A 23755-nucleotide genomic window follows, 5' to 3' on the forward strand; every position below is an offset into this window, starting at 1 on the left:
ATTCCGAGGAGAGACACTGTGACCTTCAGCCTGACATCACTGATCGTGGACGCCGCGGACCCGGAGAGCGAAGGCGCGTTCTGGCACCGCCTGCTCGGCGGCTCGGTCACCCGGACGGCCACGCACCACTTCCTGCGCAGCGACGGATTCCCCGTGCTCGTGGTCCAGCGGGTTCCGGGGCATGTCATGCCGCGGTGGCCCGACGGGACCTCCCAGCAGATGCACTTCGACCTCGCGACGGACGACATGGAGAGCGCCGACACGCGGGTGCTCGCGGCGGGCGGGCGCCGACTGCGGCCGACCGGCGATGTCGGCCCCGCCGACCGCGAGGGTGCCCGGGTCTACGCCAGTCCGGCCGGGCACCCCTTCTGCGTTCGCCCGGCCTGACCCCCGCCACGGCTACGGGACGACCTCCCGGTCGGCGGCGGCGAGGAGCGTGCGGAGGGGGGCCGTGTCGGGGCTGTCGGCGATGGCCGCGTCGATGGCGTCGTCCATGCCGTTCTCCCAGGCCGGCGGGAGAACAAGTCCGGGGCGGCCGGTCCAGGCGATGTCGGGGGCGGCGAGTCCGGACTCGATGAGACGGAGCTGGATGAGACCGGCCAGCCCGTCGAAGACCACGGGCCGGATGAAGTTGCGCGCCGACGCGCCGGTCAGGCGGCCCGCCTGCGGCGGCTTGGGGATACGGTCGGCGACCGCCATCCACAGCAGGCCGTGGTCGAAGGCGTCGAGCACGTCCTCCAGGGTGGGCAGATCGGTGTCCGTCACCGTCTCGGAGGACGCGCGGCGGGACGTACGGGCCGCGCCGTCCTGGTCCGGCGACTCCGCGCGCAGCGCCCTGGCGACCGCGAGCAGCAGCGGTCGGGACCAGCCCTCGGCATCCGCCGAGGCGCGGGCCATGACCAGGTCGTCCCAGGCCAGACGCGGGCGCTCGGCCGCCTCCGGGGGCAGCGTGCGCGCCTCCAGAGCGGCGAACACCTGGCTCTGGTCCCGCAGCAGGGACAGCGCGTTCGCCTCCCCCTCAGCTTCGTCCGTCGCACCGTCGGCGGGCAGCCGCTCGATCCGGGCTATCCGATCCTGGAGCGGCGGGTGGGAGTCGTACGGGTGCGGCTTCGGCGGACGCCGACCGTCCGCGAGCGCGGCGAGCCTCTCCCCCGGCCGGGCGGCGAGCAGTCGCGAGAATCCGCCGAGGAGCTCGCCGACCGGAGGCAGCGCCCCCACGGGGCCGCCCATCCCGGCGTACGTGTCCACGTAGTGGTCGTACGCGGCGTCGATGACCGGCATGGCGCGCAGTGCGCCGACCGTCGCGTCACGGCCCGCGTACCGGGCGGCCGACTCATCGGCGGCGAACTCCTGCTGGCGGGCGACGGACTGCGAGGTCCGCAGGAACATCCGGGCGTAGCCGACGTAGACGGCCCCGACCACGTAATGCATCCGCGTGGTGCCCTCGCTGAACACCTCCACCGTGTGCAGTACGGCCGCCCGGCCGCGCAGGGTGAGGCCGCCGAGCCGGGTGTCGCGATTGCCGTAGTGGCCGAACTCATGCGCCAGAACGGCCCGCAGCCGGGGCACGGTCAGCCCCGCGAGCAGCGGCAGGCCCAGCAGCAGACGGCGCCGCCCCGGCAACAGGCCCAGCAGACGGCTCTGTTCCGCCACCCCCGCGTTGACCTCGGAAACCAGGTACAGCTCGTCCGGCGCCCGCTCCCCCGCCACCTCCGCCGCCGCCCGCACCTGCTCCCACAACTCGGGCTGCTCCTGCGCCGTGACCGCCACCCCGTCCGGCACCGACCCCAGCCGCCCGGCCCGCAGAAACGCCAGCATCCCCCGCACGATCGCCACCGCCACCAACGCCGTGACCATCAAAATCGTGCCCTCGAACCACGCCGCCCCCGCCGCGAACCACCGCGTCACCAGCAGCCAGTCCAGCGCCGCCATCGCCGCCAACAGCACAAACCCCAACAACACGAACCCGACCAGCAACACCAACGCGCGCACAGCACGCAGCCGGAACGTCATCGACAATCCCCCCACAGGACCAGCCCACCCCCACCGGCACACCCCGACAAGGCCCGCAGATCCTACCCCCCACCCCAAGCCCCCCCGATCCCCCGCCTCACCTGCCCCCGCCCCCGGACGAGCACCCCGCCCACCCCCACCGGACCGTCGGACACCGACGCACCCGAGCCCACCCACCCCCTCCGCCACCCCCACGGACAGGCGGACGCCGACGTACCGGGAGGGGACGGGCCGGGGTGCCCCCGCAGGGGGACGAACGGAAAGGGGCTGGACGTCATCGAAGTGCGGGCACGTTCGTCGCCCGAGGAGGTGCCCCGGCCCGGCACCGACCAGGCACAAGCGGCACCCGCAGACGAAGAAAACACCCGCAGGGGTGGGCGGGCGGGAAAGACAAGCTAAAGGCTGCGCCACGCAGTGGGAACGGCGGCGGCCACATCCAACGCCGCAAGCGGCGCTCCCCCCGACTCCAGCCGCGCAGCGAGCCCATGCAGGTACGCCCCACAAGCAGCCGCGTCCATCGGCGCAAGCCCCGCCGCGAGCAACGACCCCGTAAGCCCGGACAGCACGTCCCCACTCCCCGCCGTCGCCAGCCACGCGACCCCCGTCGGATTGACGCGAACGGGCGCCCGGGGCGACGGCGAAGCCACCAACGTGGTGGCCCCCTTGAGCAGAACGGTGGCACCGAACCGCCCGGCCAGCCCCCGCACGGCGTCGAGGCGCCGCGCCTCGACCTCCTCCCGCGCCCAGCCGAGCAGCGCGGCGGCCTCCCCGGCGTGCGGGGTGAGGACGGTGGGGGCGCTCCGCTCCCGTACGGCGGCGGGCGAGAGGAAGCGCAAGGCGTCGGCGTCGACGAGGACCGGCACCGAGGTGGCGAGCACGTCGGTGACGGCCTGCCGCGCCTCCGGGGAGTCGCCGATGCCGGGCCCGACCACCCAGGACTGAACGCGCCCGGCGCTGTGCGGGGACCCGGTGGACACCAGCACCTCGGGGTGCCGGGCGAGCACGGCGTCGCCGCCGGGCCCGACGTAGCGCACCGCACCGGCGCCGCCCCGCAGCGCGCCGGAGACGGCGAGGACGGCGGCCCCCGGATACCGCCCGGACCCGGCGACGACGCCGACGACACCGCGCCGGTACTTGTCGCTCGACTCCCCCGGCCGCGGCAGCGCGGCGGCGACGTCCGCGTGCTGGAGCGCCTCCAGTTCGGGTTCGCCGAGGTACGGCCCGAGGCCGATGTCGACGAGCCGGGGCGCCCCGGCGAAGGTGGCGGCCGGGTCGATGAGCAGCCCCGGCTTGTACGTACCGAAGGTGACGGTCGCGTCGGCGTGCACGGCGTCCCCGAGGACTTCCCCGGTGTCGGCGTCGACGCCGCTGGGCAGGTCGACGGCGACGACGAGGGCGCGGGAGGCCCCGGCGGCCTCGGCGAGCGGTACGGCGCCGGGCCGCAGGCCGCCCTTGCCGCCGATGCCGACGATCCCGTCGAGCACGAGGTCGGCCCGCCCGATCAGCGCCTCGGCGTCCTCCGCGGCGGCGGCGCGGCCCCCGGCGGCCAGCAGGGCGGCGAGGCCGCCGCGGTGGGCGCGTTCGGGGGCCAACAGCACGGCGTGCACGGCGGCGCCGCGGCGGGCCAGCCGGGCACCGGCGTACAGCGCGTCACCGCCGTTGTCGCCGCTCCCGGCGAGGACGACGACGCGCGCGCCGTACGTACGCCCGAGCAGGTCCCGGCACGCCCCCGCGAGCCCGGCCGCCGCGCGCTGCATGAGCGCGCCCTCGGGCAGCCGGGCCATCAACTCGCCCTCGGCGGCCCGTACGGTCTCCACCGCGTGCGCGTACCTCATGGAAAGTCCTCCGGCAGGGCTCGACGGAAACAGCCTCAACGGACACTACGCGCCCGGCGCGCACCCAGCCCCCCGACCAGGCGGACCGGCACACCCAGCCCCCCGACCAGGCGCACCGGACGCGCCAGACGCATCCGCCCGACCCGCCCCCGCCACCCGCCCGCGGGTCAGCCCTCCGCGATGACCACCGCGGACGCGACCCCGGCGTCATGGCTGAGGGAGACGTGCCAGCCGCGTACCCCCAGCTCCGCGGCCCGCGCGGCCACGGTCCCGGTGACGGTCAGCCGGGGCCGGCCGGACGGCTCCGTGGTGATCTCGGCGTCGAGCCAGTGCAGCCCGGCGGGAGCGCCCAGGGCCTTGGCGAGCGCTTCCTTGGCCGCGAACCGGGCGGCCAGCGAGGCGACACCGCGCCGCTCGCCGGTCGGCAGCAGCAGTTCGCCGGGGAGGAAGAGCCGGTCGGCCATGCCGGGCGTGCGCTCCAGGGCGGCGGCGAAGCGGTCGATCTCGGCGACGTCGATCCCGACCCCGACGATCACTGGCCATCCCCTTCGCCCGACGTGCCGTTCATGCCGGCCAGCTTAGGCCGTGCCCCCACCCGCCGTGCCCCCGGCCGCACGCCGCACCCCCGGCCGCGCTCCACACCCCGCCCGCGCGCCGCACCCCCCGCCCGCGCTCCGTACACGTACGTCTGGACAATGGGGCCCGTGCCGACGACCCCAGCCGCGACCAGTCCCTATGTCGACCTGACCCGCGAGGAGTGGAGTGCGCTGCGCGAGCGCACGCCGCTGCCGCTGACCGCCGAGGAGGTGGAGCGGCTGCGCGGCCTGGGCGACGTGATCGACCTGGACGAGGTGGTGGACGTCTATCTGCCGCTGTCCCGGCTGCTGAATCTGTACGTGGCCGCGCACAACCGGCTGCGCGGCGCGCTGAACACCTTCCTGGGGGACGCGGTGGGGGCGCCTCCGCCGAAGGCAGGGGGAGGGCACCACGCGCAGCCGGGGACGCCGTTCGTGATCGGGGTGGCGGGCAGCGTGGCGGTGGGCAAGTCGACCACGGCCCGGCTGCTCCAGGCGCTGCTGGCCCGCTGGCCCGAGCACCCGCGGGTCGAACTGGTCACCACCGACGGCTTCCTGCTGCCCAACGCGGAGCTGCACCGGCGCGGCCTGATGTCCCGCAAGGGCTTCCCCGAGTCGTACGACCGCCGCGCGCTGACCCGCTTCGTGGCGGACGTGAAGGCCGGCCGCGACGAGGTCACCGCGCCGGTCTACTCGCACCTGATCTACGACATCGTGCCCGGCGAGACGCTGACGGTCCGCCGCCCGGACATCCTCATCGTGGAGGGCCTGAACGTCCTCCAGCCGGCGCTGCCCGGCAAGGACGGCAGGACGAGGATCGGCCTGGCCGACCACTTCGACTTCAGCGTGTACGTGGACGCGCGCACCGAGGACATCGAGCAGTGGTACCTGGGGCGGTTCAGGAAACTGCGCGAGACCGCCTTCCAGGACCCGCACTCGTACTTCCGCAAGTACACCCAGGTCTCGGAGGACGAGGCGCTGGAGTACGCCCGGCTGATGTGGCGCACCGTCAATCAGCCCAACTTGCAGCAGAATGTGCTGCCCACCCGCAGCCGGGCGACGCTGGTGCTCCGCAAGGGACCGGGGCACAAGGTGCAGCGCCTGTCGCTGCGCAAGCTCTGACGCCGGTCACCCGGCGCCGGTCACATGACGCGGCTCGCCCGACGCGGCCACCAGATGTCGAGGAAACGGGAGCCCCGCCGTGCTGCACCTGCGGATGATCGTGCCCGCCGACCGCACCGAGGAGGTCGCGCGACTGGTCGGCGCGACCCTCGGCGCCACCCATCTGACGGTGATGCGCGGCGCCGCGTACGACCCGCTCGGCGACGTGCTGACCTGCGACGTGGCGCGGGAGGCGGCCGACGGCCTGCTGGTCGGGCTGCGTGAGCTGGGCGTGGCGGAGACCGGTTCGATCGCGGTCGAGAACATCGACCTGACGCTGTCGACGAGCGCGGAGAAGGCCGAGGAGGACGCGCCGGGCGAGGGCGCGGACGCGGTGCTGTGGGAGTCGCTGGTCGAGGAGACGCACGAGGAGTCGACGCTGACGGTCACGTACATCGCGTTCCTGACGGTGGCGACGATGCTGGCCGCGTACGGCGTGATGCTGGACAGCTCGATCCTGATCGTCGGCGCGATGGTGGTCGGGCCGGAGTTCGGGCCGCTGGCCGGGATCTGTACGGGGGTGGTGCGGCGTCAGCGCCGCCTGGTGGGGCGGTCGGTGGCGGCGCTGCTGATCGGCTTCCCGGTGGCGATGCTGATCACCGGCGGGTTCAGCGACCTGATGAGCCTGTTCGGGCTGTTCACGCAGGCGCGGTTCGACGCGCCGCACCCGGCGACGGAGTTCATCTGGCAGCCGACGTGGGATTCGTTCGTCGTCGCGTTCCTCGCCGGGATCGCCGGAATCCTCTCCCTGACCTCGTCCAAGTCGGGCGCGCTGGTGGGTGTGGCGATCTCGGTGACGACGGTGCCGGCCGCCGCGAACGCCGCCCTGGGGATCAGCTACGGGGCCTGGGGCGAGGCGTGGGGCTCCACCTTGCAGCTCGTGATCAACCTGGCGGGCATCGCGGTGGCGGGCACGTTGACGCTGCTCGCCCAGAAGTGGCTCTGGGCGAAGCGGCACGTACCCGCCGCCTGACGACGTACGGTCGGCCCCCGCGCGGGGCGGCTCAGCCCAGGGTGGACTTGACGACGTCGGCCAGCCGCCCGGCGACGGACTGGGCGTGGTCGATGTCGGCGGCCTCGACCATCACGCGCACCAGCGGCTCGGTGCCGGAGGGCCGCAGCAGGACCCGGCCGGTGGTGCCCAGCTCGGTCTCGGCCTCGGCGACGGCGGTCAGCAGCTCGGGCGTGGAGTCGACCCGGCTCTTGTCGACGTCCGGCACATTGACCAGCACCTGCGGCAGCCGCACCATGACCCCGGCCAGGTCGGCCAGGGTGCGCTTGGTGGCGGCGACGCGGGCGGCCAGCAGCAGACCGGTCAGGGTGCCGTCGCCGGTGGTGGCGTGGTCGAGCACGATGACGTGCCCGGACTGCTCGCCGCCGAGCGCGTACCCGTGCTCCTTCATCGCTTCCAGGACGTAGCGGTCGCCGACGGCGGTCTGCACCATCTCGATGCCTTCGCGTTCCATCGCCAGCTTGAAGCCGAGGTTGGACATCACGGTGCCGACGACGGTGTTCTCGCGCAGGGCGCCGCGCTCGCGCAGCGACAGGGCGAGGATCGCGAGGATCTGGTCGCCGTCGACCTCCTCACCGGTGGCGTCGACGGCCAGGCAGCGGTCGGCGTCGCCGTCGTGCGCGATGCCGAAGTCGGCGCCGTGCTCGACCACGGCGGCCTTCAGCAGCTCCAGATGGGTGGAGCCGCAGCCGTCGTTGATGTTGAGCCCGTCGGGCTGGGCGCCGATGGTGATGATCTCGGCACCGGCGCGCGAGAACGCCTCGGGCGAGACGCGGGAGGCCGCGCCGTGCGCCTCGTCCAGGACGACCTTCAGGCCGTCGAGGCGGTTGGGCAGCACCGCGATGAGGTGGGCCACGTACTGGTCGAAGCCCTCGTCGTAGTCGCGGACCCGGCCGACGCCGCCGCCGGTCGGGCGGTTCCAGGGGGCGCCGGTGCGGTGCTCCTCGTAGATCGCCTCGATCCGCTCCTCCAGCTCGTCGTCGAGCTTGTGGCCGCCGCGCGCCAGGAACTTCACGCCGTTGTCCGGCATCGCGTTGTGGCTCGCGGAGAGCATCACGCCGAGGTCGGCGCCCAGCGCGCCGGTGAGATACGCCACCGCCGGGGTGGGCAGCACACCGACCCGCAGGACGTCCACGCCCGCGCTCGCGAGGCCCGCCACGACGGCCGCCTCCAGGAATTCGCCCGAGGCGCGCGGGTCGCGCCCCACGACCGCCACCGGCCGGTGGCCCGCGAAGCTGCCCGCTTCGCCGAGCACGTGTGCCGCCGCGACCGACAGGCCGAGAGCAAGCTCGGCGGTGAGGTCGGCGTTGGCCATGCCCCGCACGCCGTCGGTGCCGAAGAGTCGTCCCACAGTGTTTCCTCCGATGATCCGTGCGGTCGTGCGGCCGTCCCGGGACGCGACGATCCCTGTGCCGCCGGGCCTCCCGTGCCCCGCGGTCCGCGCCCCCGGTGCGGGGACATGGCTCCACCATCCAGGGCTCAGAGCCATATCAACAGACAAATGTGCCGATTCCCAGGAATGCGAACGCCTCGGAGGCACAAAGTGTCTCCGAGGCGTTCGATGCGCCCGGCGCGGGTTTGGTTCCCGCGCCGGAGGCGACTTAGCGCTTGCTGAACTGCGGGGCCTTGCGGGCCTTCTTCAGACCGGCCTTCTTCCGCTCGACCGCGCGGTCGTCACGGGTCAGGAAGCCGGCCTTCTTCAGCGGGCCGCGGTTGTTGTCCACGTCCGCCTCGTTGAGCGCGCGGGCGACGCCCAGGCGCAGGGCACCGGCCTGGCCGGAGATGCCGCCGCCGCTGATGCGGGCCACGACGTCGTACCGGTTGTCCAGCTCGAGCACCTTGAAGGGCTCGTTGACTTCCTGCTGGTGCACCTTGTTGGGGAAGTAGCCCTCAAGGGTGCGGCCGTTGATCTTCCACTTGCCGCTGCCCGGAACGATCCGGACACGGGCGATGGACTGCTTGCGGCGGCCGGTGCCGGCGGCCGGCTGCGGGTCGCCGAAGCGCGAGGCGAGCGACTCGGAGGTGTACTCCGACTCGGGGGTCTCGGACTCGAAGGTCGTGATCTCCTCGAAGGTCTCTTCACCCTCGACGACGGTCTCGGCAGTGGTCTCAGCCACGATTCTCCTCAGATTCTTTCTGGTAGCTGGTGGCCGGTACTACTGCGCGACCTGGGTGATCTCGAACGGCACCGGCTGCTGGGCAGCGTGCGGGTGCTGGTCGCCCGAGTAGACCTTCAGCTTCGAGAGCATCTGACGGCCCAGGGTGTTCTTCGGGAGCATGCCCTTGATGGCCTTCTCCACGGCCTTCTCCGGGTTCTTGTCGAGCAGCTCGTCGTAGCGCACGGAGCGCAGGCCGCCCGGGTACCCGGAGTGGCGGTACGCCATCTTCTGGGTCTTCTTGTTGCCCGACAGGTGCACCTTGTCGGCGTTGATGATGATGACGAAGTCACCGGTGTCGACGTGCGGGGCGTAGATGGGCTTGTGCTTGCCCCGCAGGAGGGTCGCGGCCTGGGTGGCCAGACGGCCCAGGACAACGTCCTGCGCGTCGATTACGTGCCACTGGCGGGTGACATCGCCGGGCTTGGGGCTGAACGTACGCACGGTCGCCTTCGCTTCTTCAGTGATGGTGTCTCCACGAGCCCGTGAGGGGCCGGGGAAACGGGTCCTTGTACAAGGCCACCCGGACGATCAGGCCAGCCCTGGCGGCATTCGGGGACGCAACCCGTCTGCCTGCCGCTGGTCATCGGCCCGGTGGACCGGCGTAAGGGCCCCTCACGTGAGATAGAGCAAGCCAATACGCATAACGACATCGAAGAATACCCGCGCGCCCCCGTACGGGTCAAAACGCGTCGGATTCCCGGGCCGGGAGGGGCCGTTCGGGACCCGTGGGGACCGGGCGTCCGCCGGGCCCTACCGCTTGCGCTCGACCCGCCGCTCGTCCCAGACCGGCTCGGTGGACTCCCTGACCAGACCGTCGGACCCGAAGACCAGATAGCGGTCGAAACTGCGCGCGAACCACCGGTCGTGCGTCACCGCGAGCACCGTGCCGTCGTACGACTCCAGGCCCTCCTGAAGGGCCTCGGCGCTCTCCAGGTCGAGGTTGTCCGTGGGCTCGTCCAGCAGCAGCGCGGTGGTCCCGGCCAGCTCCATGAGCAGGATCTGGAAGCGGGCCTGCTGCCCGCCGGAGAGCTTGTCGAAGGGCTGGTCGCCCTGCCGCTCCAGCTCGTACCGCCGCAGGACGCCCATGGCGCGGCCCCGGTCGTGCGCGTGGTCGCCCCACAGGATGTCGACCAGGGTGCGGCCGAGCAGTTCCGGGTGCGCGTGGGTCTGCGCGAAGTGGCCGGGCACCACCCGCGCGCCGAGCTTGAACGCCCCGGTGTGCGCGACGCTCCCGTCCCCGGCGAGCAGCCGCAGGAAGTGCGACTTCCCCGAGCCGTTGGAGCCGAGCACCGCGACCCGCTCGCCGTAGTAGACCTCCAGGTCGAACGGCTTCATCAGACCGGTCAGCTCCAGCTTCTCGCAGGTCACCGCCCGTACGCCGGTACGTCCGCCGCGCAGCCGCATCCGGATGTCCTGCTCGCGCGGCGGCTCCTGCGGGGCGCCCGCGTCCTCGAACCGCTTCAGCCGGGTCTGCGCCGCGTGGTAGCGGGACGCCATGTCGGGGCTGTTCGCCGCCTGCTGGCGCAGCCGCAGCACCATCGCCTTGAGCTTGGCGTGCTCCTCCTCCCAGCGCCGCCGCAGCTCCTCGAAGCGCGCGAAGCGCTCCTTGCGGGCCTCGTGGAAGGTGTCGAAACCGCCGCCGTGCACCCACACCGTGGACCCGGCGGGGCCGGTCTCGACGGCGACGATCTTCTGCGCGCTGCGGGCCAGCAGCTCCCGGTCGTGGCTGACGAACAGCACGGTCTTCTTGGTGAGGGCGAGCTGCTCCTCCAGCCAGCGCTTGCCCGGTACGTCCAGGTAGTTGTCCGGCTCGTCGAGCAGCAGCGTCTCGTCGGGGCCGCGCAGCAGGGCCTCCAGAACCAGCCGTTTCTGCTCACCGCCCGAGAGCGTCTTCACCTCGCGCCACTGCGCCCGCTCGTACGGCACGCCGAGCGCGGCCATCGTGCACATGTCCCACAGGGTCTCGGCCTCGTAGCCGCGCGCCTCGGCCCATTCGGCCAGGGCGTGCGCGTACGCCATCTGCGCCGGTTCGTCGTCCTGCGCCATGATCGCCAGCTCGGCCGCGTCGACCGCCTTGGCGGCGGTCCGGATCCGCGGGTGCGCGACGGAGACCAGCAGGTCACGTACGGTGCGGTCGTCGCGGACGCTGCCGACGAACTGCCGCATCACGCCGAGGCCGCCGCTGACCGTGACCGTGCCGCCGTGCGGCTTGATCTCGCCGGAGATCAGCCGCAGCAGCGTGGTCTTGCCCGCGCCGTTGGCGCCGACCAGCGCGACCACGGCGCCGTCGCCCACCCGGAACGAGACGTCGCCGAGCAGCGCCCGCCCATCCGGCAGGTAGTACTCCAAGTGCGCTGCTTCCACATGTCCCATGTCCTGGATTCTCCCTGTGGGGCGCGATCCGCCCCAACTCGTTTTCGTGAGGTCTCCACCGGCGCGTTCACCGGTGCGTTCTCCGGTGTGTTCACCGGAATATGTGCGCGGCCTGACCGGCAATATGATGCGCGGCATGACTGATGGGCCCGGACAGCAGCCGCAGCCTCCGCAGGAACCCCCCACGAGCGCCCCCGAGGGCGAGCGCGAGGTCCTTGAGGGACGCGTCATCCCCTCTCGGCCCCAGCCGCGCCACGCCGCCGCCCAGGCACCCCCGCAGCAGCCGTCGCCGTACGACGCGCAGGCGCCGCAGGGCCCGCAGCCGCCGTCGGGCCCGGCCGCCGACCAGCCGGCCGGGCCGCCGGGGGGCTACGCGGACGACCCGCGGCGCGGGTTCCGCCACGAGCCGGGACAGTCGCAGCCGCAGGCGCCGTCCTCCGGTCCCGCGTGGTCGCCGCAGGCCGAGCAGCCGGGCGCGTACCAGGTACGGCCCGGCGTCCCCGGCCAGGGCGCGGCCCGCCCGCACGCCTCGCTGCCGCCCGCCGCCGCGGCGCCGGGTGCCGCCGAGACCCCCGCGGCTCCCGCGCCGCCGCCCGGCCCCGCCCCCGCGCGGCCCACCGGCCCGACAGGCCCGCGGCCGGCCGCCCAGGCCGCGCCCCGGAGCACGCCCCAGGCCCCCGCCCAGGGCGCACCCCGAAGCCCGTCGCAGAGCCCCCAGGGCGCCCCGCAGGGCGCGCCCGGCATGGGCACCCACCGTCAGCCCTTCCCGCGCCAGCAGCGCGGCGCGGGACAGCGTCGGCAAGGGGCGCACACGCCCGCCTCAGGGCCGGGCGGCCCGCCCTCGGCCGGGACACCCGACTGGGGCGCGCTCGCCGAGCAGCAGGCCGCCAGCGGCGCCAAGCGGCGCAAGCTGATGATGCTCGGCGGCGGGATCGTCGCCGTCGCGGTGATAGCGGGCGGCGTCGCCACCGCCGTCGTCATGTCGGGCGGCTCGGACGACGAGCCGGTGGCCGGGCCGTCCTCGGCCACCAGCGGCGCCACGTCGCAGTCGCCGCTGCCGCCCGCGCCCTCGTTCTCCTCGGTCGCTCCCCCGCCGCCGCCCAACCCGCTGGACTTCATCTCCACCGCTGCCAAGGACACCGCCCCGATCACCGTGGGCGGCCTCTTCCCCGGCAAGCAGTTCCGGATCGGCGGCAACGTCTACTCCCAGACCGCCGCCGCCACCACCGCCAAGTGCGCCGACGGCGCCCGCAGCGAGCTGGCCGCCGCCCTCACCGCCAACGGCTGCCGCAAGCTGATCCGCGCCACCTACGTACGCGGCGGCGTGGCCGTCACCGTCGGCGTCGCCGTCTTCGACGACACCGCCCACGCGGCGAAGGTGCAGAAGACCGCCCACTACCTCGGCCCGCTCAACGGCGGCGGCATCAAGGACTTCTGCCACGCCGTCGCCTGCCAGATGACGTCCAACGCCGTCGGCCGCTACGCCTACTTCACCATCTCCGGCTTCAAGACCGGCAAGACCCTCACCAAGGCCGACACCACCGCCAGGCAGGCCGCCAACGACGCCTCCGACTTCGCCTTCCAGCGCGTCATCCAGCGCGGCCGCGACGCCGCGAGCGCCGCTACCCCGTAACGGCGGCGGCGGGCGCGGCGGGGGCGCACGGCAGGGTCCGTCTGTTGCGGGCCTCCACCGAGCGGGCGGCCAGCTGGTCGTCCGCCGGGTAGCCGACCTCTTCCAGGGTGAGGCCGTGCGGGCGCAGGACCTTGACGGCGGAGTGGCGCTCGCGCCCGGCCAGGACCTCGCCGGGGAAGCCGACCGGGCGGTGGCCGTCGCCGACCAGGATCATCGCGCCGATCAGCGCGCGCACCATGTTGTGGCAGAAGGCGTCGGCGCGGACCGTGGCGACCGCGAGACCGTCGGCCGTACGCTCCCAGCGCAGGTCGAGCAGGGTGCGGATGGTCGTGGCGCCCTCGCGCTTCTTGCAGTACGCGGCGAAGTCGTGCTCGCCGAGCAGGAGTTCGGCCGCCGCGTTCATCCGGTCGACGTCCACCGGACGGTCGTGCCACAGCACGTGGCCGCGCAGCAGCGGGTCCACACCGCCGGGGTGGTCGCCGACGCGGTAGGCGTACCGCCGCCAGACCGCCGAGAACCGCGCGTTGAACCCGGCGGGTGCCGCCGAGACGTCCCAGACGCGTACGTCCCACGGCAGCCGTCCGGCCAGCCGCCGGCGCAGATTGCCGCCCTCGGCCGCCCACACGTCCGCGGGCAGGTCCACGTGCGCCACCTGTCCGCGCGCGTGCACCCCGGCGTCGGTGCGCCCCGCGACGGTCAGCTCCACCGGCTCGGCCATCCGCAGCACCGTCGGGATCGCCGCCTCCAACTCCCCCTGCACGGTCCGCCGGGTGCGCTGCTTGGCCCACCCGGAGAAGTCCGTACCGTCGTAGGCCAGATCCAGCCGCACCCGTACGGCGCCGGGCGCCACCTCGTCGCTCACGCGCGCATTCCTCTCAGCGGGATCAGGGGACTCTGGGGACTCTGGGGACTTCGGGGGCCGGGGATCGCGGGGACCAGCGGAACGGGCCCGTACCCCTCCGGCAGAGGGGTACGGGCCCGCGGGGTCGCTCCCGGGGTCTCAGAACGCTCAGGCGTCCTTGGACTCCTTGGGCTCCTCGTCGGCCGGAGCGGCGTCCTCGACCGCGTCGTCCGCGGTCTCGGGCGTGGCGTCCGCCGGCTCGGAGTCCTTCTTGAGGTCGGCCAGAGCCTCGTCACCGGCGCGGTCCTTGGCGGAACGCTTGGTGGCGGCCTCGGCCTCGCCCGTGGCGGCCTGCGCCACGGTCAGCGCCTCGACCAGCTCGATGACGGCCATCGGCGCGTTGTCGCCGCGGCGGTTACCGACCTTGGTGATCCGGGTGTAGCCACCCGGGCGGTTCTCGTACCGCGGCGCGATCTCGGTGAAGAGCGTGTGGACGACGCTCTTGTCCGTGATCGTCTGCAGCACCTGGCGACGGTTGTGCATGTCGCCCTTCTTCGCCTTGGTGATCAGCCGCTCCGCGACCGGACGCAGACGGCGCGCCTTGGCCTCGGTGGTCTTGATCCTGCCGTGCTCGAACAGCGACTTCGCGAGGTTCGCGAGCAGCAGCTTCTCGTGCGCGGCGCCGCCGCCGAGGCGGGCACCCTTCGCGGGCTGAGGCATGGTCTTTCTCCTTCTCCGCTGCACCGGCCGTACGAGGTACCGATGTCAGTGCGAACTGGCGGCTGCCAGCTCGATGGGGGTCCGGGGCGGGGCCCCGGTGCCCTCCCCGTTCGGTGCGAACCGGGAAGGCGCCCGGCGACGGCCGGGACCAGGGGTCCCGGCCGCGCCGGAGGCGATCAGTACTGCTCGGTCTCCACGAAACCGGCGTCCACGTCGTCGTCGGCGCCGAAGGCGTCGGCGGCGGCGGTGGGGTCGAATCCGGGCGGGCTGTCCTTGAGGGCCAGGCCCATGCCGGCCAGCTTCGCCTTGACCTCGTCGATCGACTTCGCGCCGAAGTTGCGGATGTCGAGCAGGTCGGCCTCGGAGCGTGCCACGAGCTCACCCACGGAGTGGATGCCCTCGCGCTTGAGGCAGTTGTAGGAGCGGACGGTGAGTTCCAGCTCCTCGATCGGCAGCGCCAGGTCAGCGGCCAGGGCGGCGTCCGTGGGGGACGGGCCCATGTCGATGCCCTCGGCGTCGACGTTCAGCTCGCGGGCCAGGCCGAACAGCTCGACCAGGGTCTTGCCCGCGGACGCCATGGCGTCACGGGGGCGCATGGCCTGCTTGGTCTCGACGTCGACGATCAGCTTGTCGAAGTCGGTGCGCTGCTCGACACGGGTCGCCTCGACCTTGTAGGTGACCTTGAGCACCGGGCTGTAGATGGAGTCGACCGGGATGCGGCCGATCTCCTGGCCCTGCTGCTTGTTCTGCACCGCGGAGACGTAGCCGCGACCGCGCTCGACGGTCAGCTCCATCTCCAGCTTGCCCTTGGCGTTCAGCGTCGCCAGGACCAGGTCGGGGTTGTGCACCTCGACACCGGCCGGGGGCGCGATGTCGGCGGCGGTGACGACACCCGGGCCCTGCTTGCGCAGGTACATCACGACCGGCTCGTCGTGCTCCGAGGAGACGACGAGCTGCTTGATGTTGAGGATGACGTCGGTCACGTCCTCCTTGACGCCCGGCACGGTGGTGAACTCGTGCAGGACACCGTCGACCCGGATGCTGGTGACAGCGGCACCGGGGATCGAGGAGAGGAGCGTACGGCGGAGCGAGTTGCCGAGGGTGTAGCCGAAGCCCGGCTCCAGCGGCTCGATCACGAACCGGGAGCGGAATTCGTCGACGACCTCTTCGGTCAACGAGGGACGCTGAGCGATCAGCATGAGTGTCGGTCCTTCATTCGTGGGCGCCCGCTATTTGACGCCCCCTGTACTACGAGGATACGGGCGGTACGACGGTCGCCCGTCGTACCGCCCGGCATCGCCTCGGTCCGTACGCCGAAGTAATTGCTTACTTCGAGTACAGCTCGACGATGAGCTGCTCCTGCACCTGGGTGTCGATCACCTGGCGCTCGGGCAGGCTGTGCACGAGGATCCGCAGCTTGCCGGCGTTGGCTTCGAGCCACGCGGGCACGGTCTTGTCGCCGGCCTCGCCCTGGGCCACCGCGAACGGGGTCAGGTTGCGGGACGACTCGCGGACCTCGACGATGTCGCTCACGGACACACGGGCCGACGGGATGTCGGTCTTGCGGCCGTTGACGGTGATGTGTCCGTGACGGACGAGCTGCCGCGCGTGGTCGCGGGACTTGGCGAAGCCGGCCCGGTACACCACGTTGTCGAGGCGGGTCTCAAGGATGCGCAGAAGGTTCTCACCGGTCTTGCCGGACTTCTGGTTCGCTTCCTTGTAGTAGTTCACGAACTGCTTCTCGAGGACACCGTAGATGCGCGCGCACTTCTGCTTCTCACGAAGCTGGAGAAGGTACTCGCTGTCCTTGGTGCGCCCGCGTCCGTGCTCACCCGGGGGGTAAGGACGGATCTCGATCGGGCACTTCGCGCTCTCGCACTTGCTCCCCTTGAGGAAGAGCTTCTGCTTCTCCCGACGGCAACGCTTGCAGTCGGCCCCGGTGTAACGCGCCATTGTCTCGTGTCTCCTGTATCAGCTTGTCAGACGCGGCGGCGCTTGGGCGGGCGGCAGCCGTTGTGCGGGGTCGGGGTGACGTCCTGGATCGAACCGACCTCGAGGCCCGTGGCCTGGAGGGAGCGGATCGCGGTCTCGCGGCCGGAGCCGGGACCCTTCACGAAGACGTCGACCTTGCGCATGCCGTGCTCCTGCGCCCGGCGGGCGGCCGACTCGGCGGCCATCTGCGCGGCGAAGGGGGTGGACTTGCGCGAGCCCTTGAAGCCGACGTGGCCGGCGGAGGCCCAGGAGATCACGTTGCCCGCGGGGTCGGTGATCGAGACGATCGTGTTGTTGAACGTGCTCTTGATGTGGGCGTGCCCATGAGCGACGTTCTTCTTTTCCTTGCGGCGCACCTTCTTGGCTGCGCCCTGACGGCCCTTAGGAGGCATGTGTCAACTTCTCCCGGTGGAGGTGGTCGGTCCTACAGCGAAGACCGCTGATGAGCGTCCGCTGAGGACTACTTCTTGCCCGGCTTCTTCTTACCGGCGATGGCGCGACGCGGACCCTTGCGGGTACGGGCGTTGGTGTGAGTGCGCTGACCGTGGACCGGCAGGCCACGACGGTGGCGCAGACCCTGGTAGCAGCCGATTTCCACCTTGCGGCGGATGTCGGCCTGCACCTCGCGACGGAGGTCACCCTCGGTCTTGAAGTTGGCATCGACGTACTCGCGCAGCTTGACGAGGTCTTCCTCGGCCAGGTCGCGGACGCGGATGTCGGGGTTCACACCGGTCTCCTTCAGCACCTGCTGGGAGCGGGAGCGCCCGATGCCGAAGACGTAGGTGAGGGCGATCTCCACGCGCTTCTCACGCGGGAGGTCAACGCCTGAAAGGCGTGCCATTTTCTTGGCTCCTGATGGTTTCGGAGGTCTTCCGCAGTACCGGCTCCTGACCGCCGACCGCTCGTGTGCTGAACGGTGGTACGACCAGGTCCCCGGCCTCCGCCGGAGGTGTCATCCCCTTGTGGCAGGAGATGGGCACTGCGTATGTACGTGTGTGCGTCGCGCGAAGTTCTGCGGATGCAGGTAGGTCGGCGTGCGTCAGCCCTGGCGCTGCTTGTGGCGCAGGTTGTCGCAGATGACCATGACCCGGCCGTGACGGCGGATCACCTTGCACTTGTCGCAGATCTTCTTGACGCTCGGCTTGACCTTCATGAGGTGAGGTTCTCCGGGTCTTGAGATCTACTCGTTGCTACTTGTATCGGTAGACGATCCGTCCGCGCGTCAGGTCGTACGGAGAGAGCTCCACAACGACCCGGTCATCCGGGAGGATGCGGATGTAGTGCATCCGCATCTTGCCGCTGATGTGCGCGAGGACCTTGTGACCGTTCTGCAGCTCCACCTTGAACATCGCGTTCGGCAGAGACTCGATCACGGTGCCCTCGATTTCGATGGCGCCTTGCTTTTTGGCCATGTCCTGCTTTCGGGATCGGCTACCTTGGTCGGCCCCAGACATGCCAAAAGACACGCGAGAGCCGACGTGTCAGTCTACGTCACGCCACCCGGAAAGACGAATCAGGGATGTATGCCCTGCCCCGAAGATCCTTAAGCAAGCGGGTCTGGGGCGGTCGTGATGCCGTACTCGGCCAGTTTGGCCTTGCCACAGTCCTCGGCGGTCAGGACGAGGGGGCCGTCTTCGGTGAGGGCGATGGAGTGCTCCCAGTGGGAGGACCAGGAGCCGTCGTCGGACTTGACCGTCCACTCGTCGGCGAGGACGTGGGTGCGGGGGGTGCCGAGGGTGACCATCGGCTCGATGGCGAGGCAGACACCGGGGATCAGCTTGATGCCGCGCCCGCGCTTCTTGGTGACGTAGTTCAGCAGGTGCGGGTCCATGTGCATCTGGGTGCCGATGCCGTGGCCCCCGTAGTCCTCGACGATGCCGTACTTGCCGGAGGCGGGCCGCGGCTGGCGGCGGATGTAGCCCTCGATCGCCTTGGAGATGTCCTCCAACCGGTTGCCCTTGCGGAAGGCGGCGATGCCCGCCCACATGGACTCCTCGGTGACCCGGCTCAGCTCGATCAGCTCCGGCGCGTGCCCGCTGCCCACGAAGCACGTGAAGGCCGCGTCGCCGTGCCAGCCGTCCACGATGGCGCCGGCGTCGATGGCGATCATGTCGCCGTCCTTGAGCACCGTCTCGCGGTCCGGGATGCCGTGCACCACCACGTCGTTGACCGACGTGCAGATGTTGCCGGGGAAGCCGCCGTACCCCAGGAAGTTCGGCTTGGCGCCGTGGTCGGCGATCACCTTCGCGGCGACCTCGTCCAGGTCCTTGGTGGTGGCGCCGGGCACCGCCGCGGCGCGCGTCGCCCGGTGGATCGCCGCCACGACCAACCCGGCCTCGCGCATCTTGGCGATCTGCTCGGGGGTCTTGATCTCCACCATGACGGCTGGCGCCTTCCTTGTGTACGTCAGTGCTCGGGCACCGCCCGCCCCCTCGGGGACGGCATGTGCCCACTCAACGATACGGCCGTGGCGCCCGTCAGGGCACCACGGCCGATGCCGTGCTCTGCGGCGGCTACCGCCGCTCGCCCGCGCGCAGCGCGTCCATCGCGCGCTGCGTGACCTCGGCCACCGGGCCGAGCGCCGAGATCGTCACCACAAGGTCCTGCTGCTTGTAGTAGTCGATGATCGGCTCGGTCTCGCGGTGGTAGACCTCGATCCGGTTGCGGACCTTGTCCTCCGCGTCGTCGCTGCGCTGGTACAGCTCGCCGCCGCAGACGTCGCAGACGCCCTCGGTGGCGGGCTTGCTGTACTCGACATGGAAGACGTGCGCGCTGTTGTTGCGGCACACCCGGCGGCCGGCGATCCGCTTGACGACCTCGTCCTCGGGGACCTCCAGGTCGAGCACACCGTCGAGCGCGATCCCGTGCCCGGCCATGTACGCGTCCAGCGCGCGGGCCTGGAACTCATTGCGCGGAAAGCCGTCGAGCAGGAAGCCCTCCGCCGCGTCCGCCTGCTCCAGGCGGTCCTCCGCCATGCCGATGGTGATCTCGTCAGGTACCAGGTCACCGGCGTCCATGAACGCCTTCGCCTGCTTGCCCAGGTCGGTCCCTTGACTGATGTTGGCGCGGAACAGGTCTCCCGTGGAGATGTGCGGGATCGACAGGTTCTTGGCGAGGAACGCGGCCTGCGTCCCCTTGCCCGCGCCGGGGGGACCGACCAGGACGATTCGCATCAGCGGAGGAACCCTTCGTAGTTACGCTGCTGGAGCTGGCTCTCGATCTGCTTCACCGTCTCCAGACCGACACCCACGATGATCAGGATGCTGGTGCCGCCCAGCGGGAAGCTGCCGTTGCTCCCGTTGAAGACCGCGATGGCGACCGTTGGCACGAGAGCGATGAGACCCAGATACAGCGATCCCGGCCACGTGATGCGATTCAGCACGTAACTCAGGTACTCCGCGGTGGGGCGGCCGGCCCGGATGCCGGGGATGAAGCCACCGTACTTCTTCATATTATCCGCCACTTCCTCGGGGTTAAACGAGATAGCGACGTAGAAGAAGGCGAAGAACACGATCAGCAGGAAGTAGGCGGCCATGTAGATCGGGTGGTCGCCCTTGGTCATGTTGCGGCTGATCCACTGCGCCCAGCCCGCGGTCGACCCGGAGAACTGCACGATCAGCGCCGGGATGTAGAGCAGCGACGACGCGAAGATGACCGGGATCACACCCGCCTGATTGACCTTCAGGGGGATGTACGTGGAGGTGCCGCCGTACGAGCGGCGGCCGATCATGCGCTTCGCGTACTGCACCGGAATTCGGCGCTGGGCCTGTTCGACGAAGACCACCAGGCCGACCATCGCGAGACCGACGGCGATCACCGCGAGGAACTCCACCCAGCCGCCGGCGATCTTGCCGGAGACCTTGATCGCCCACAGCGAGCCGGGGAATCCGGCGGCGATGGCCACGAACATCAGGATCGACATGCCGTTGCCGATGCCCTTGTCGGTGATCAGCTCGCCGAGCCACATGATCATCACGGTGCCCGCGGTCATGGTGGTCACCATGGTCACGGTGGTGAAGATCGACTGGTTCGGCACGATGTCGAACTTGTTCTGGCAACTGGAGAACAGGCTGCCGGAGCGGGCGGTGGCGACGAGGCCGGTGCCCTGGAGGACCGCGAGCGCGACGGTCAGGTACCGGGTGTACTGCGTGATCTTGGTGGTGCCCGCCTGGCCCTCCTTCTTGAGGGCCTCCAGGCGTGGGATCACCACCGTGAGGAGCTGCAGGATGATGCTCGCCGTGATGTACGGCATGATCCCGAGCGCGAAGATCGTGAGCTGGAGAAGAGCGCCGCCGCTGAACATGTTCACCAGGCCGAAGAGGCTGTTGCTGCTCTTCGTGTCCTTAATGCACTGGTTGACCACCGAGTAGTCGATCCCCGGCACCGGAACATGCGCACCGAGGCGATAGATCACCACGATGCCCAACGTGAACAGCAGCTTCTTCCGCAGGTCGGGCGTCCTGAACGCCCGTGCGAACGCGGTGAGCACGGTGCCTCCTGCACCCCCCGCGCACGGCGGAAGGACGGTCTGATGAGGTACTGACTGATACGGGCAGATACGGCGCTGGCCATACGGCTGTACCACCCGCGAAAGCACACAGGCTCTGCGAACAGTAACAACCGACGTCACCCTACCCGCGAGGCGGGCTCCCTAGGAATGACCAATCGGCCAAGGAAATACAAGGAAACAACGACCGGGGATGCCCCTAGGTGCTGGGCATCCCCGGTCGTCGTGTGACATCTGACTCAGATGAGTTCGGTCACGGTACCGCCGGCGGCGGTGATCTTCTGCTGGGCGGACCCGGAAACCGCGTCCACGGTCACCTGGAGCGCCACGGTCACCTCGCCGGTGCCGAGCACCTTGACGAGCTGGTTCTTGCGTACCGCGCCCTTGGCGACCAGATCGGCCACCGTGACCTCGCCACCCTCGGGGTAGAGGGTCGCGAGCTTGTCCAGGTTGACGACCTGGTACTCGGTGCGGAACGGGTTCTTGAAGCCCTTGAGCTTCGGGAGACGCATGTGGAGGGGCATCTGCCCGCCCTCGAAGCGCTCCGGAACCTGGTAGCGGGCCTTGGTGCCCTTGGTGCCACGACCGGCCGTCTTGCCCTTCGACGCCTCGCCACGACCCACACGGGTCTTGGCGGTCTTGGCGCCGGGGGCCGGACGGAGGTTGTGGATCTTGATCGGGCTTTCGTTACCCATGATCAGTCGACCTCCTCGACCGTGACGAGGTGGCGGACGGTCTGGACCATGCCGCGGATCTCCGGCCGGTCCTCCTTGACCACCACGTCGTTCAGCCGCTTCAGGCCGAGCGACCGCAGGGTGTCACGGTGGTTCTGCTTGCTGCCGATGTAGGACTTGGTCTGGGTGACCTTGAGGCGAGCCATTACGCACCCACCCCGGCACGCGCACGCAGCAGGGCGGCGGGCGCGACGTCCTCGATCGGCAGACCGCGGCGGGCGGCGATCTCCTCGGGGCGCTGAAGCCCCTGGAGCGCGGCCACCGTGGCGTGCACGATGTTGATCGCGTTGTCCGAGCCGAGGCTCTTGGACAGCACGTCGTGGATACCGGCGCACTCCAGGACGGCGCGCACCGGGCCACCGGCGATCACACCGGTACCGGGGGAAGCGGGCTTGAGCAGGACGACGCCCGCGGCCTTCTCGCCCTGGATCGGGTGCGGGATGGTGCCCTGGATACGGGGGACCTTGAAGAAGTGCTTCTTGGCCTCCTCCACACCCTTGGCGATGGCGGCCGGCACCTCCTTGGCCTTGCCGTAACCGACACCCACGGTGCCGTCACCGTCGCCCACCACGACCAGCGCGGTGAAGCTGAAGCGACGACCACCCTTCACAACCTTGGCGACGCGATTGATCGCGACGACACGCTCGACATAGGCGGTCTTCTCGGCCTGCTGGCCGCCGTCCCGCCGGTCCTTACGGTCCCGTCGCTCGCCGCCACCGGCACCGCTTCCGCGGCGCTGGGGTCCAGCCATTGGAATTACCTCTCTTCGTTTTCCGCTAGCTACGGAACCGGATCAGAACTTCAGTCCGGCTTCGCGGGCGGCGTCCGCCAGGGCGGCGATGCGCCCCGCGTACTGGTTGCCGCCACGGTCGAACACGACAGCCTCGACGCCCTTGGCCTTCGCACGCTCGGCCACGAGCTGGCCGACCTGCTTGGCCTTGGCGCTCTTGTCGCCTTCGCCGCCGCGGATGGACGCGTCGAGGGTCGACGCGGACGCGAGCGTGTGGCCCGCGAGATCGTCGATGACCTGCGCCACGATGCCACGGTTGGAACGGGTCACGACCAGACGCGGACGCGCCTCCGTGCCCGAGACCCGCTTGCGGACGCGGATGTGGCGACGCTTGAGTGCCGCACCCTTGTACGCCTTGCCCTTGGCGATCTTCACACCGTATGCCATGGCTACTTACCAGCCTTTCCGACCTTGCGGCGGATGACCTCGCCGGCGTACTTGACGCCCTTGGCCTTGTACGGGTCGGGCTTCCGCAGCTTGCGGATGTTGGCGGCCACCTCGCCGACCTTCTGCTTGTCGATGCCCTCGACGGAGAACTTCGTCGGGTTCTCGACCTTGAAGGAGATCCCCTCGGGGGCCTCGACGAGAATCGGGTGGCTGTAGCCCAGGGCGAACTCCAGGTTGGAGCCCTTCGCCTGGACGCGGTAGCCGACACCGCTGATTTCGAGCTGCTTGCTGTAGCCCGCGGTCACGCCGGTGATCATGTTCGCCACCAGCGTGCGGGACAGGCCGTGCAGGGCCTTCGAGACACGCTCGTCGTTGGGGCGGGTGACCAGCAGAGTGCCGTCCTCGCCCTTGGCGATCTCGATCGGCGCGGCAACGGTGTGCGAAAGGGAACCCTTGGGGCCCTTCACAGCGACCGTGCGGCCGTCGATGGTGACGTCCACTCCGGCGGGAACCGAGATGGGCAGCTTGCCGATGCGCGACATTGCTATACCTCGCTTTCCCGGTTACCAGACGTAGGCGAGGACTTCCCCACCCACGCCCTTCTTCTGCGCCTGCTGGCCGGTGAGCAGCCCGTGGGACGTGGAGATGATCGCCACGCCCAGGCCGCCGAGCACCTTCGGCAGGTTGGTGGACTTCGCGTAGACCCGCAGACCAGGCTTGCTGATCCGCTTGATCCCGGCGATGGAGCGCTGCCGCTCCGGACCGAACTTCAGCTCGAGGATGAGGTTCTTGCCGACCTCGGCGTCCTCGACCTTCCAGCCGGTGATGTAACCCTCCTGCTGGAGGATCTCCGCGATGTGCGACTTGATCTTGCTGAACGGCATCTCGACGTCGTCGTGGTACGCCGAGTTGGCGTTACGCAGACGGGTCAGCATGTCCGCGATGGGGTCGGTCATGGTCATGAGTTGGCCCTGGGCCTCTCTCGCCGGGGTTTCCTATCTGTGCCATCCCTCTCCCCGAGAG

At 70.7% G+C, this 23755-nt stretch carries 28 protein-coding genes; 4 read left to right on the forward strand and 24 right to left on the reverse strand.

Going from position 1 to position 23755, the window contains the following annotated elements:
• Positions 1-18: 18 nt before the first annotated feature.
• Positions 19-387 carry a VOC family protein gene (locus ACIQCJ_RS10870; protein WP_401309246.1) on the forward strand — a complete coding sequence of 123 codons (369 nt, stop codon included), beginning with the start codon at positions 19-21 and terminating at the stop codon, positions 385-387.
• Positions 388-399: 12 nt separating this feature from the next.
• Here ACIQCJ_RS10870 and ACIQCJ_RS10875 read toward each other — a convergent pair whose 3' ends face one another.
• The 3 genes from ACIQCJ_RS10875 to ACIQCJ_RS10885 all read right to left on the reverse strand — a co-directional run bounded on the left by ACIQCJ_RS10875 (position 400) and on the right by ACIQCJ_RS10885 (position 4384).
• Entirely contained in the window at positions 400-1962 is a 1563-nt protein-coding gene (locus tag ACIQCJ_RS10875; protein ID WP_402711199.1) for a M48 family metalloprotease, read from the reverse strand.
• A gap of 446 nt (positions 1963-2408) precedes the next feature.
• Positions 2409-3848 (reverse strand): NAD(P)H-hydrate dehydratase, encoded by a 1440-nt coding sequence (locus tag ACIQCJ_RS10880; RefSeq protein WP_402711200.1) that lies wholly within the window; start codon positions 3846-3848, stop codon positions 2409-2411.
• A 167-nt stretch (positions 3849-4015) separates the two neighbouring features.
• Positions 4016-4384, reverse strand: a complete 369-nt coding sequence (locus tag ACIQCJ_RS10885) for a holo-ACP synthase (RefSeq protein WP_355340163.1) — start codon at positions 4382-4384, stop codon at positions 4016-4018.
• A gap of 159 nt (positions 4385-4543) precedes the next feature.
• Between ACIQCJ_RS10885 and coaA the strand changes: the two genes are divergently transcribed.
• Both coaA and ACIQCJ_RS10895 read left to right on the forward strand, forming a co-directional pair.
• A complete protein-coding gene (gene coaA, locus ACIQCJ_RS10890; RefSeq protein ID WP_391050427.1) occupies positions 4544-5545 on the forward strand; it encodes a type I pantothenate kinase in 1002 nt (333 codons plus the stop codon).
• A 79-nt stretch (positions 5546-5624) separates the two neighbouring features.
• On the forward strand, positions 5625-6557 hold the full coding sequence (locus ACIQCJ_RS10895) for a DUF389 domain-containing protein (protein WP_402711201.1): 933 nt from the start codon (positions 5625-5627) through the stop codon (positions 6555-6557).
• Positions 6558-6588: 31 nt separating this feature from the next.
• Here the strand turns inward: ACIQCJ_RS10895 and glmM are convergent, their stop codons facing one another.
• The 4 genes from glmM to ACIQCJ_RS10915 all read right to left on the reverse strand — a co-directional run bounded on the left by glmM (position 6589) and on the right by ACIQCJ_RS10915 (position 11128).
• A complete protein-coding gene (gene glmM / locus ACIQCJ_RS10900) occupies positions 6589-7947 on the reverse strand; it encodes a phosphoglucosamine mutase (protein WP_355340172.1) in 1359 nt (452 codons plus the stop codon).
• 250 nt (positions 7948-8197) lie between these two features.
• The gene (gene rpsI, locus ACIQCJ_RS10905) at positions 8198-8713 is read right to left on the reverse strand and encodes a 30S ribosomal protein S9 (RefSeq protein ID WP_188283331.1); all 516 of its coding nucleotides are present in this window, start codon (positions 8711-8713) and stop codon (positions 8198-8200) included.
• A gap of 39 nt (positions 8714-8752) precedes the next feature.
• Entirely contained in the window at positions 8753-9196 is a 444-nt protein-coding gene (gene rplM, locus ACIQCJ_RS10910) for a 50S ribosomal protein L13 (protein ID WP_355340175.1), read from the reverse strand.
• A gap of 309 nt (positions 9197-9505) precedes the next feature.
• Positions 9506-11128, reverse strand: coding sequence for an ATP-binding cassette domain-containing protein (locus ACIQCJ_RS10915; protein WP_355340178.1), 1623 nt, complete (start codon positions 11126-11128; stop codon positions 9506-9508).
• A 136-nt stretch (positions 11129-11264) separates the two neighbouring features.
• On the opposite strand from ACIQCJ_RS10915, the gene ACIQCJ_RS10920 reads away from it, so the two are divergent.
• A complete protein-coding gene (locus ACIQCJ_RS10920; RefSeq protein WP_391163434.1) occupies positions 11265-12761 on the forward strand; it encodes a hypothetical protein in 1497 nt (498 codons plus the stop codon).
• Here the strand turns inward: ACIQCJ_RS10920 and truA are convergent.
• The 17 genes from truA to rpsH form a co-directional block, all read right to left on the reverse strand.
• Positions 12751-13623, reverse strand: a complete 873-nt coding sequence (truA, locus tag ACIQCJ_RS10925; protein ID WP_355340183.1) for a tRNA pseudouridine(38-40) synthase TruA — start codon at positions 13621-13623, stop codon at positions 12751-12753. The two genes, ACIQCJ_RS10920 and truA, sit on opposite strands and share 11 nt — an antisense overlap.
• Positions 13624-13770: 147 nt before the next feature.
• Positions 13771-14322, reverse strand: coding sequence for a 50S ribosomal protein L17 (gene rplQ / locus ACIQCJ_RS10930; protein WP_355340186.1), 552 nt, complete (start codon positions 14320-14322; stop codon positions 13771-13773).
• A 176-nt stretch (positions 14323-14498) separates the two neighbouring features.
• Positions 14499-15521, reverse strand: coding sequence for a DNA-directed RNA polymerase subunit alpha (locus tag ACIQCJ_RS10935; protein WP_033177813.1), 1023 nt, complete (start codon positions 15519-15521; stop codon positions 14499-14501).
• 127 nt (positions 15522-15648) lie between these two features.
• Positions 15649-16275, reverse strand: coding sequence for a 30S ribosomal protein S4 (gene rpsD, locus ACIQCJ_RS10940; RefSeq protein ID WP_355340190.1), 627 nt, complete (start codon positions 16273-16275; stop codon positions 15649-15651).
• Positions 16276-16301: 26 nt separating this feature from the next.
• A complete protein-coding gene (gene rpsK / locus ACIQCJ_RS10945; protein ID WP_006376016.1) occupies positions 16302-16706 on the reverse strand; it encodes a 30S ribosomal protein S11 in 405 nt (134 codons plus the stop codon).
• Positions 16707-16774: 68 nt separating this feature from the next.
• Positions 16775-17155 (reverse strand): 30S ribosomal protein S13, encoded by a 381-nt coding sequence (gene rpsM / locus ACIQCJ_RS10950; RefSeq protein ID WP_188284659.1) that lies wholly within the window; start codon positions 17153-17155, stop codon positions 16775-16777.
• A gap of 198 nt (positions 17156-17353) precedes the next feature.
• Positions 17354-17467 (reverse strand): 50S ribosomal protein L36, encoded by a 114-nt coding sequence (rpmJ, locus tag ACIQCJ_RS10955; protein ID WP_003956441.1) that lies wholly within the window; start codon positions 17465-17467, stop codon positions 17354-17356.
• A gap of 37 nt (positions 17468-17504) precedes the next feature.
• Positions 17505-17726: a translation initiation factor IF-1 gene (gene infA, locus ACIQCJ_RS10960; RefSeq protein ID WP_003956442.1), complete on the reverse strand. Its 222-nt coding sequence runs from the start codon at positions 17724-17726 to the stop codon at positions 17505-17507.
• 131 nt (positions 17727-17857) lie between these two features.
• Positions 17858-18694 carry a type I methionyl aminopeptidase gene (map, locus tag ACIQCJ_RS10965; RefSeq protein WP_355340194.1) on the reverse strand — a complete coding sequence of 279 codons (837 nt, stop codon included), beginning with the start codon at positions 18692-18694 and terminating at the stop codon, positions 17858-17860.
• A gap of 133 nt (positions 18695-18827) precedes the next feature.
• Positions 18828-19487 (reverse strand): adenylate kinase, encoded by a 660-nt coding sequence (locus ACIQCJ_RS10970; RefSeq protein WP_355340197.1) that lies wholly within the window; start codon positions 19485-19487, stop codon positions 18828-18830.
• The gene (gene secY / locus ACIQCJ_RS10975) at positions 19487-20803 is read right to left on the reverse strand and encodes a preprotein translocase subunit SecY (RefSeq protein ID WP_093713225.1); all 1317 of its coding nucleotides are present in this window, start codon (positions 20801-20803) and stop codon (positions 19487-19489) included. Before secY ends, ACIQCJ_RS10970 begins: the two co-directional genes overlap by 1 nt.
• Before the next feature lie 257 nt (positions 20804-21060).
• On the reverse strand, positions 21061-21516 hold the full coding sequence (rplO, locus tag ACIQCJ_RS10980; RefSeq protein WP_355340200.1) for a 50S ribosomal protein L15: 456 nt from the start codon (positions 21514-21516) through the stop codon (positions 21061-21063).
• 2 nt (positions 21517-21518) lie between these two features.
• Complete coding sequence (gene rpmD / locus ACIQCJ_RS10985; RefSeq protein ID WP_030890715.1) at positions 21519-21701, reverse strand: 50S ribosomal protein L30; 183 nt, start codon at positions 21699-21701, stop codon at positions 21519-21521.
• Entirely contained in the window at positions 21701-22306 is a 606-nt protein-coding gene (rpsE, locus tag ACIQCJ_RS10990) for a 30S ribosomal protein S5 (protein ID WP_093713222.1), read from the reverse strand. The genes rpmD and rpsE overlap by 1 nt, the downstream gene beginning before the upstream one ends.
• 42 nt (positions 22307-22348) lie before the next feature.
• Positions 22349-22732, reverse strand: coding sequence for a 50S ribosomal protein L18 (gene rplR / locus ACIQCJ_RS10995; protein ID WP_188284655.1), 384 nt, complete (start codon positions 22730-22732; stop codon positions 22349-22351).
• 2 nt (positions 22733-22734) lie between these two features.
• On the reverse strand, positions 22735-23274 hold the full coding sequence (rplF, locus tag ACIQCJ_RS11000; protein WP_188284654.1) for a 50S ribosomal protein L6: 540 nt from the start codon (positions 23272-23274) through the stop codon (positions 22735-22737).
• Positions 23275-23295: 21 nt separating this feature from the next.
• Positions 23296-23694 (reverse strand): 30S ribosomal protein S8, encoded by a 399-nt coding sequence (rpsH, locus tag ACIQCJ_RS11005; RefSeq protein ID WP_355340206.1) that lies wholly within the window; start codon positions 23692-23694, stop codon positions 23296-23298.
• Positions 23695-23755: the final 61 nt, after the last annotated feature.

The sequence above is a fragment of the Streptomyces sp. NPDC093221 genome (assembly GCF_044753885.1).
GTDB lineage: Bacteria > Actinomycetota > Actinomycetes > Streptomycetales > Streptomycetaceae > Actinacidiphila.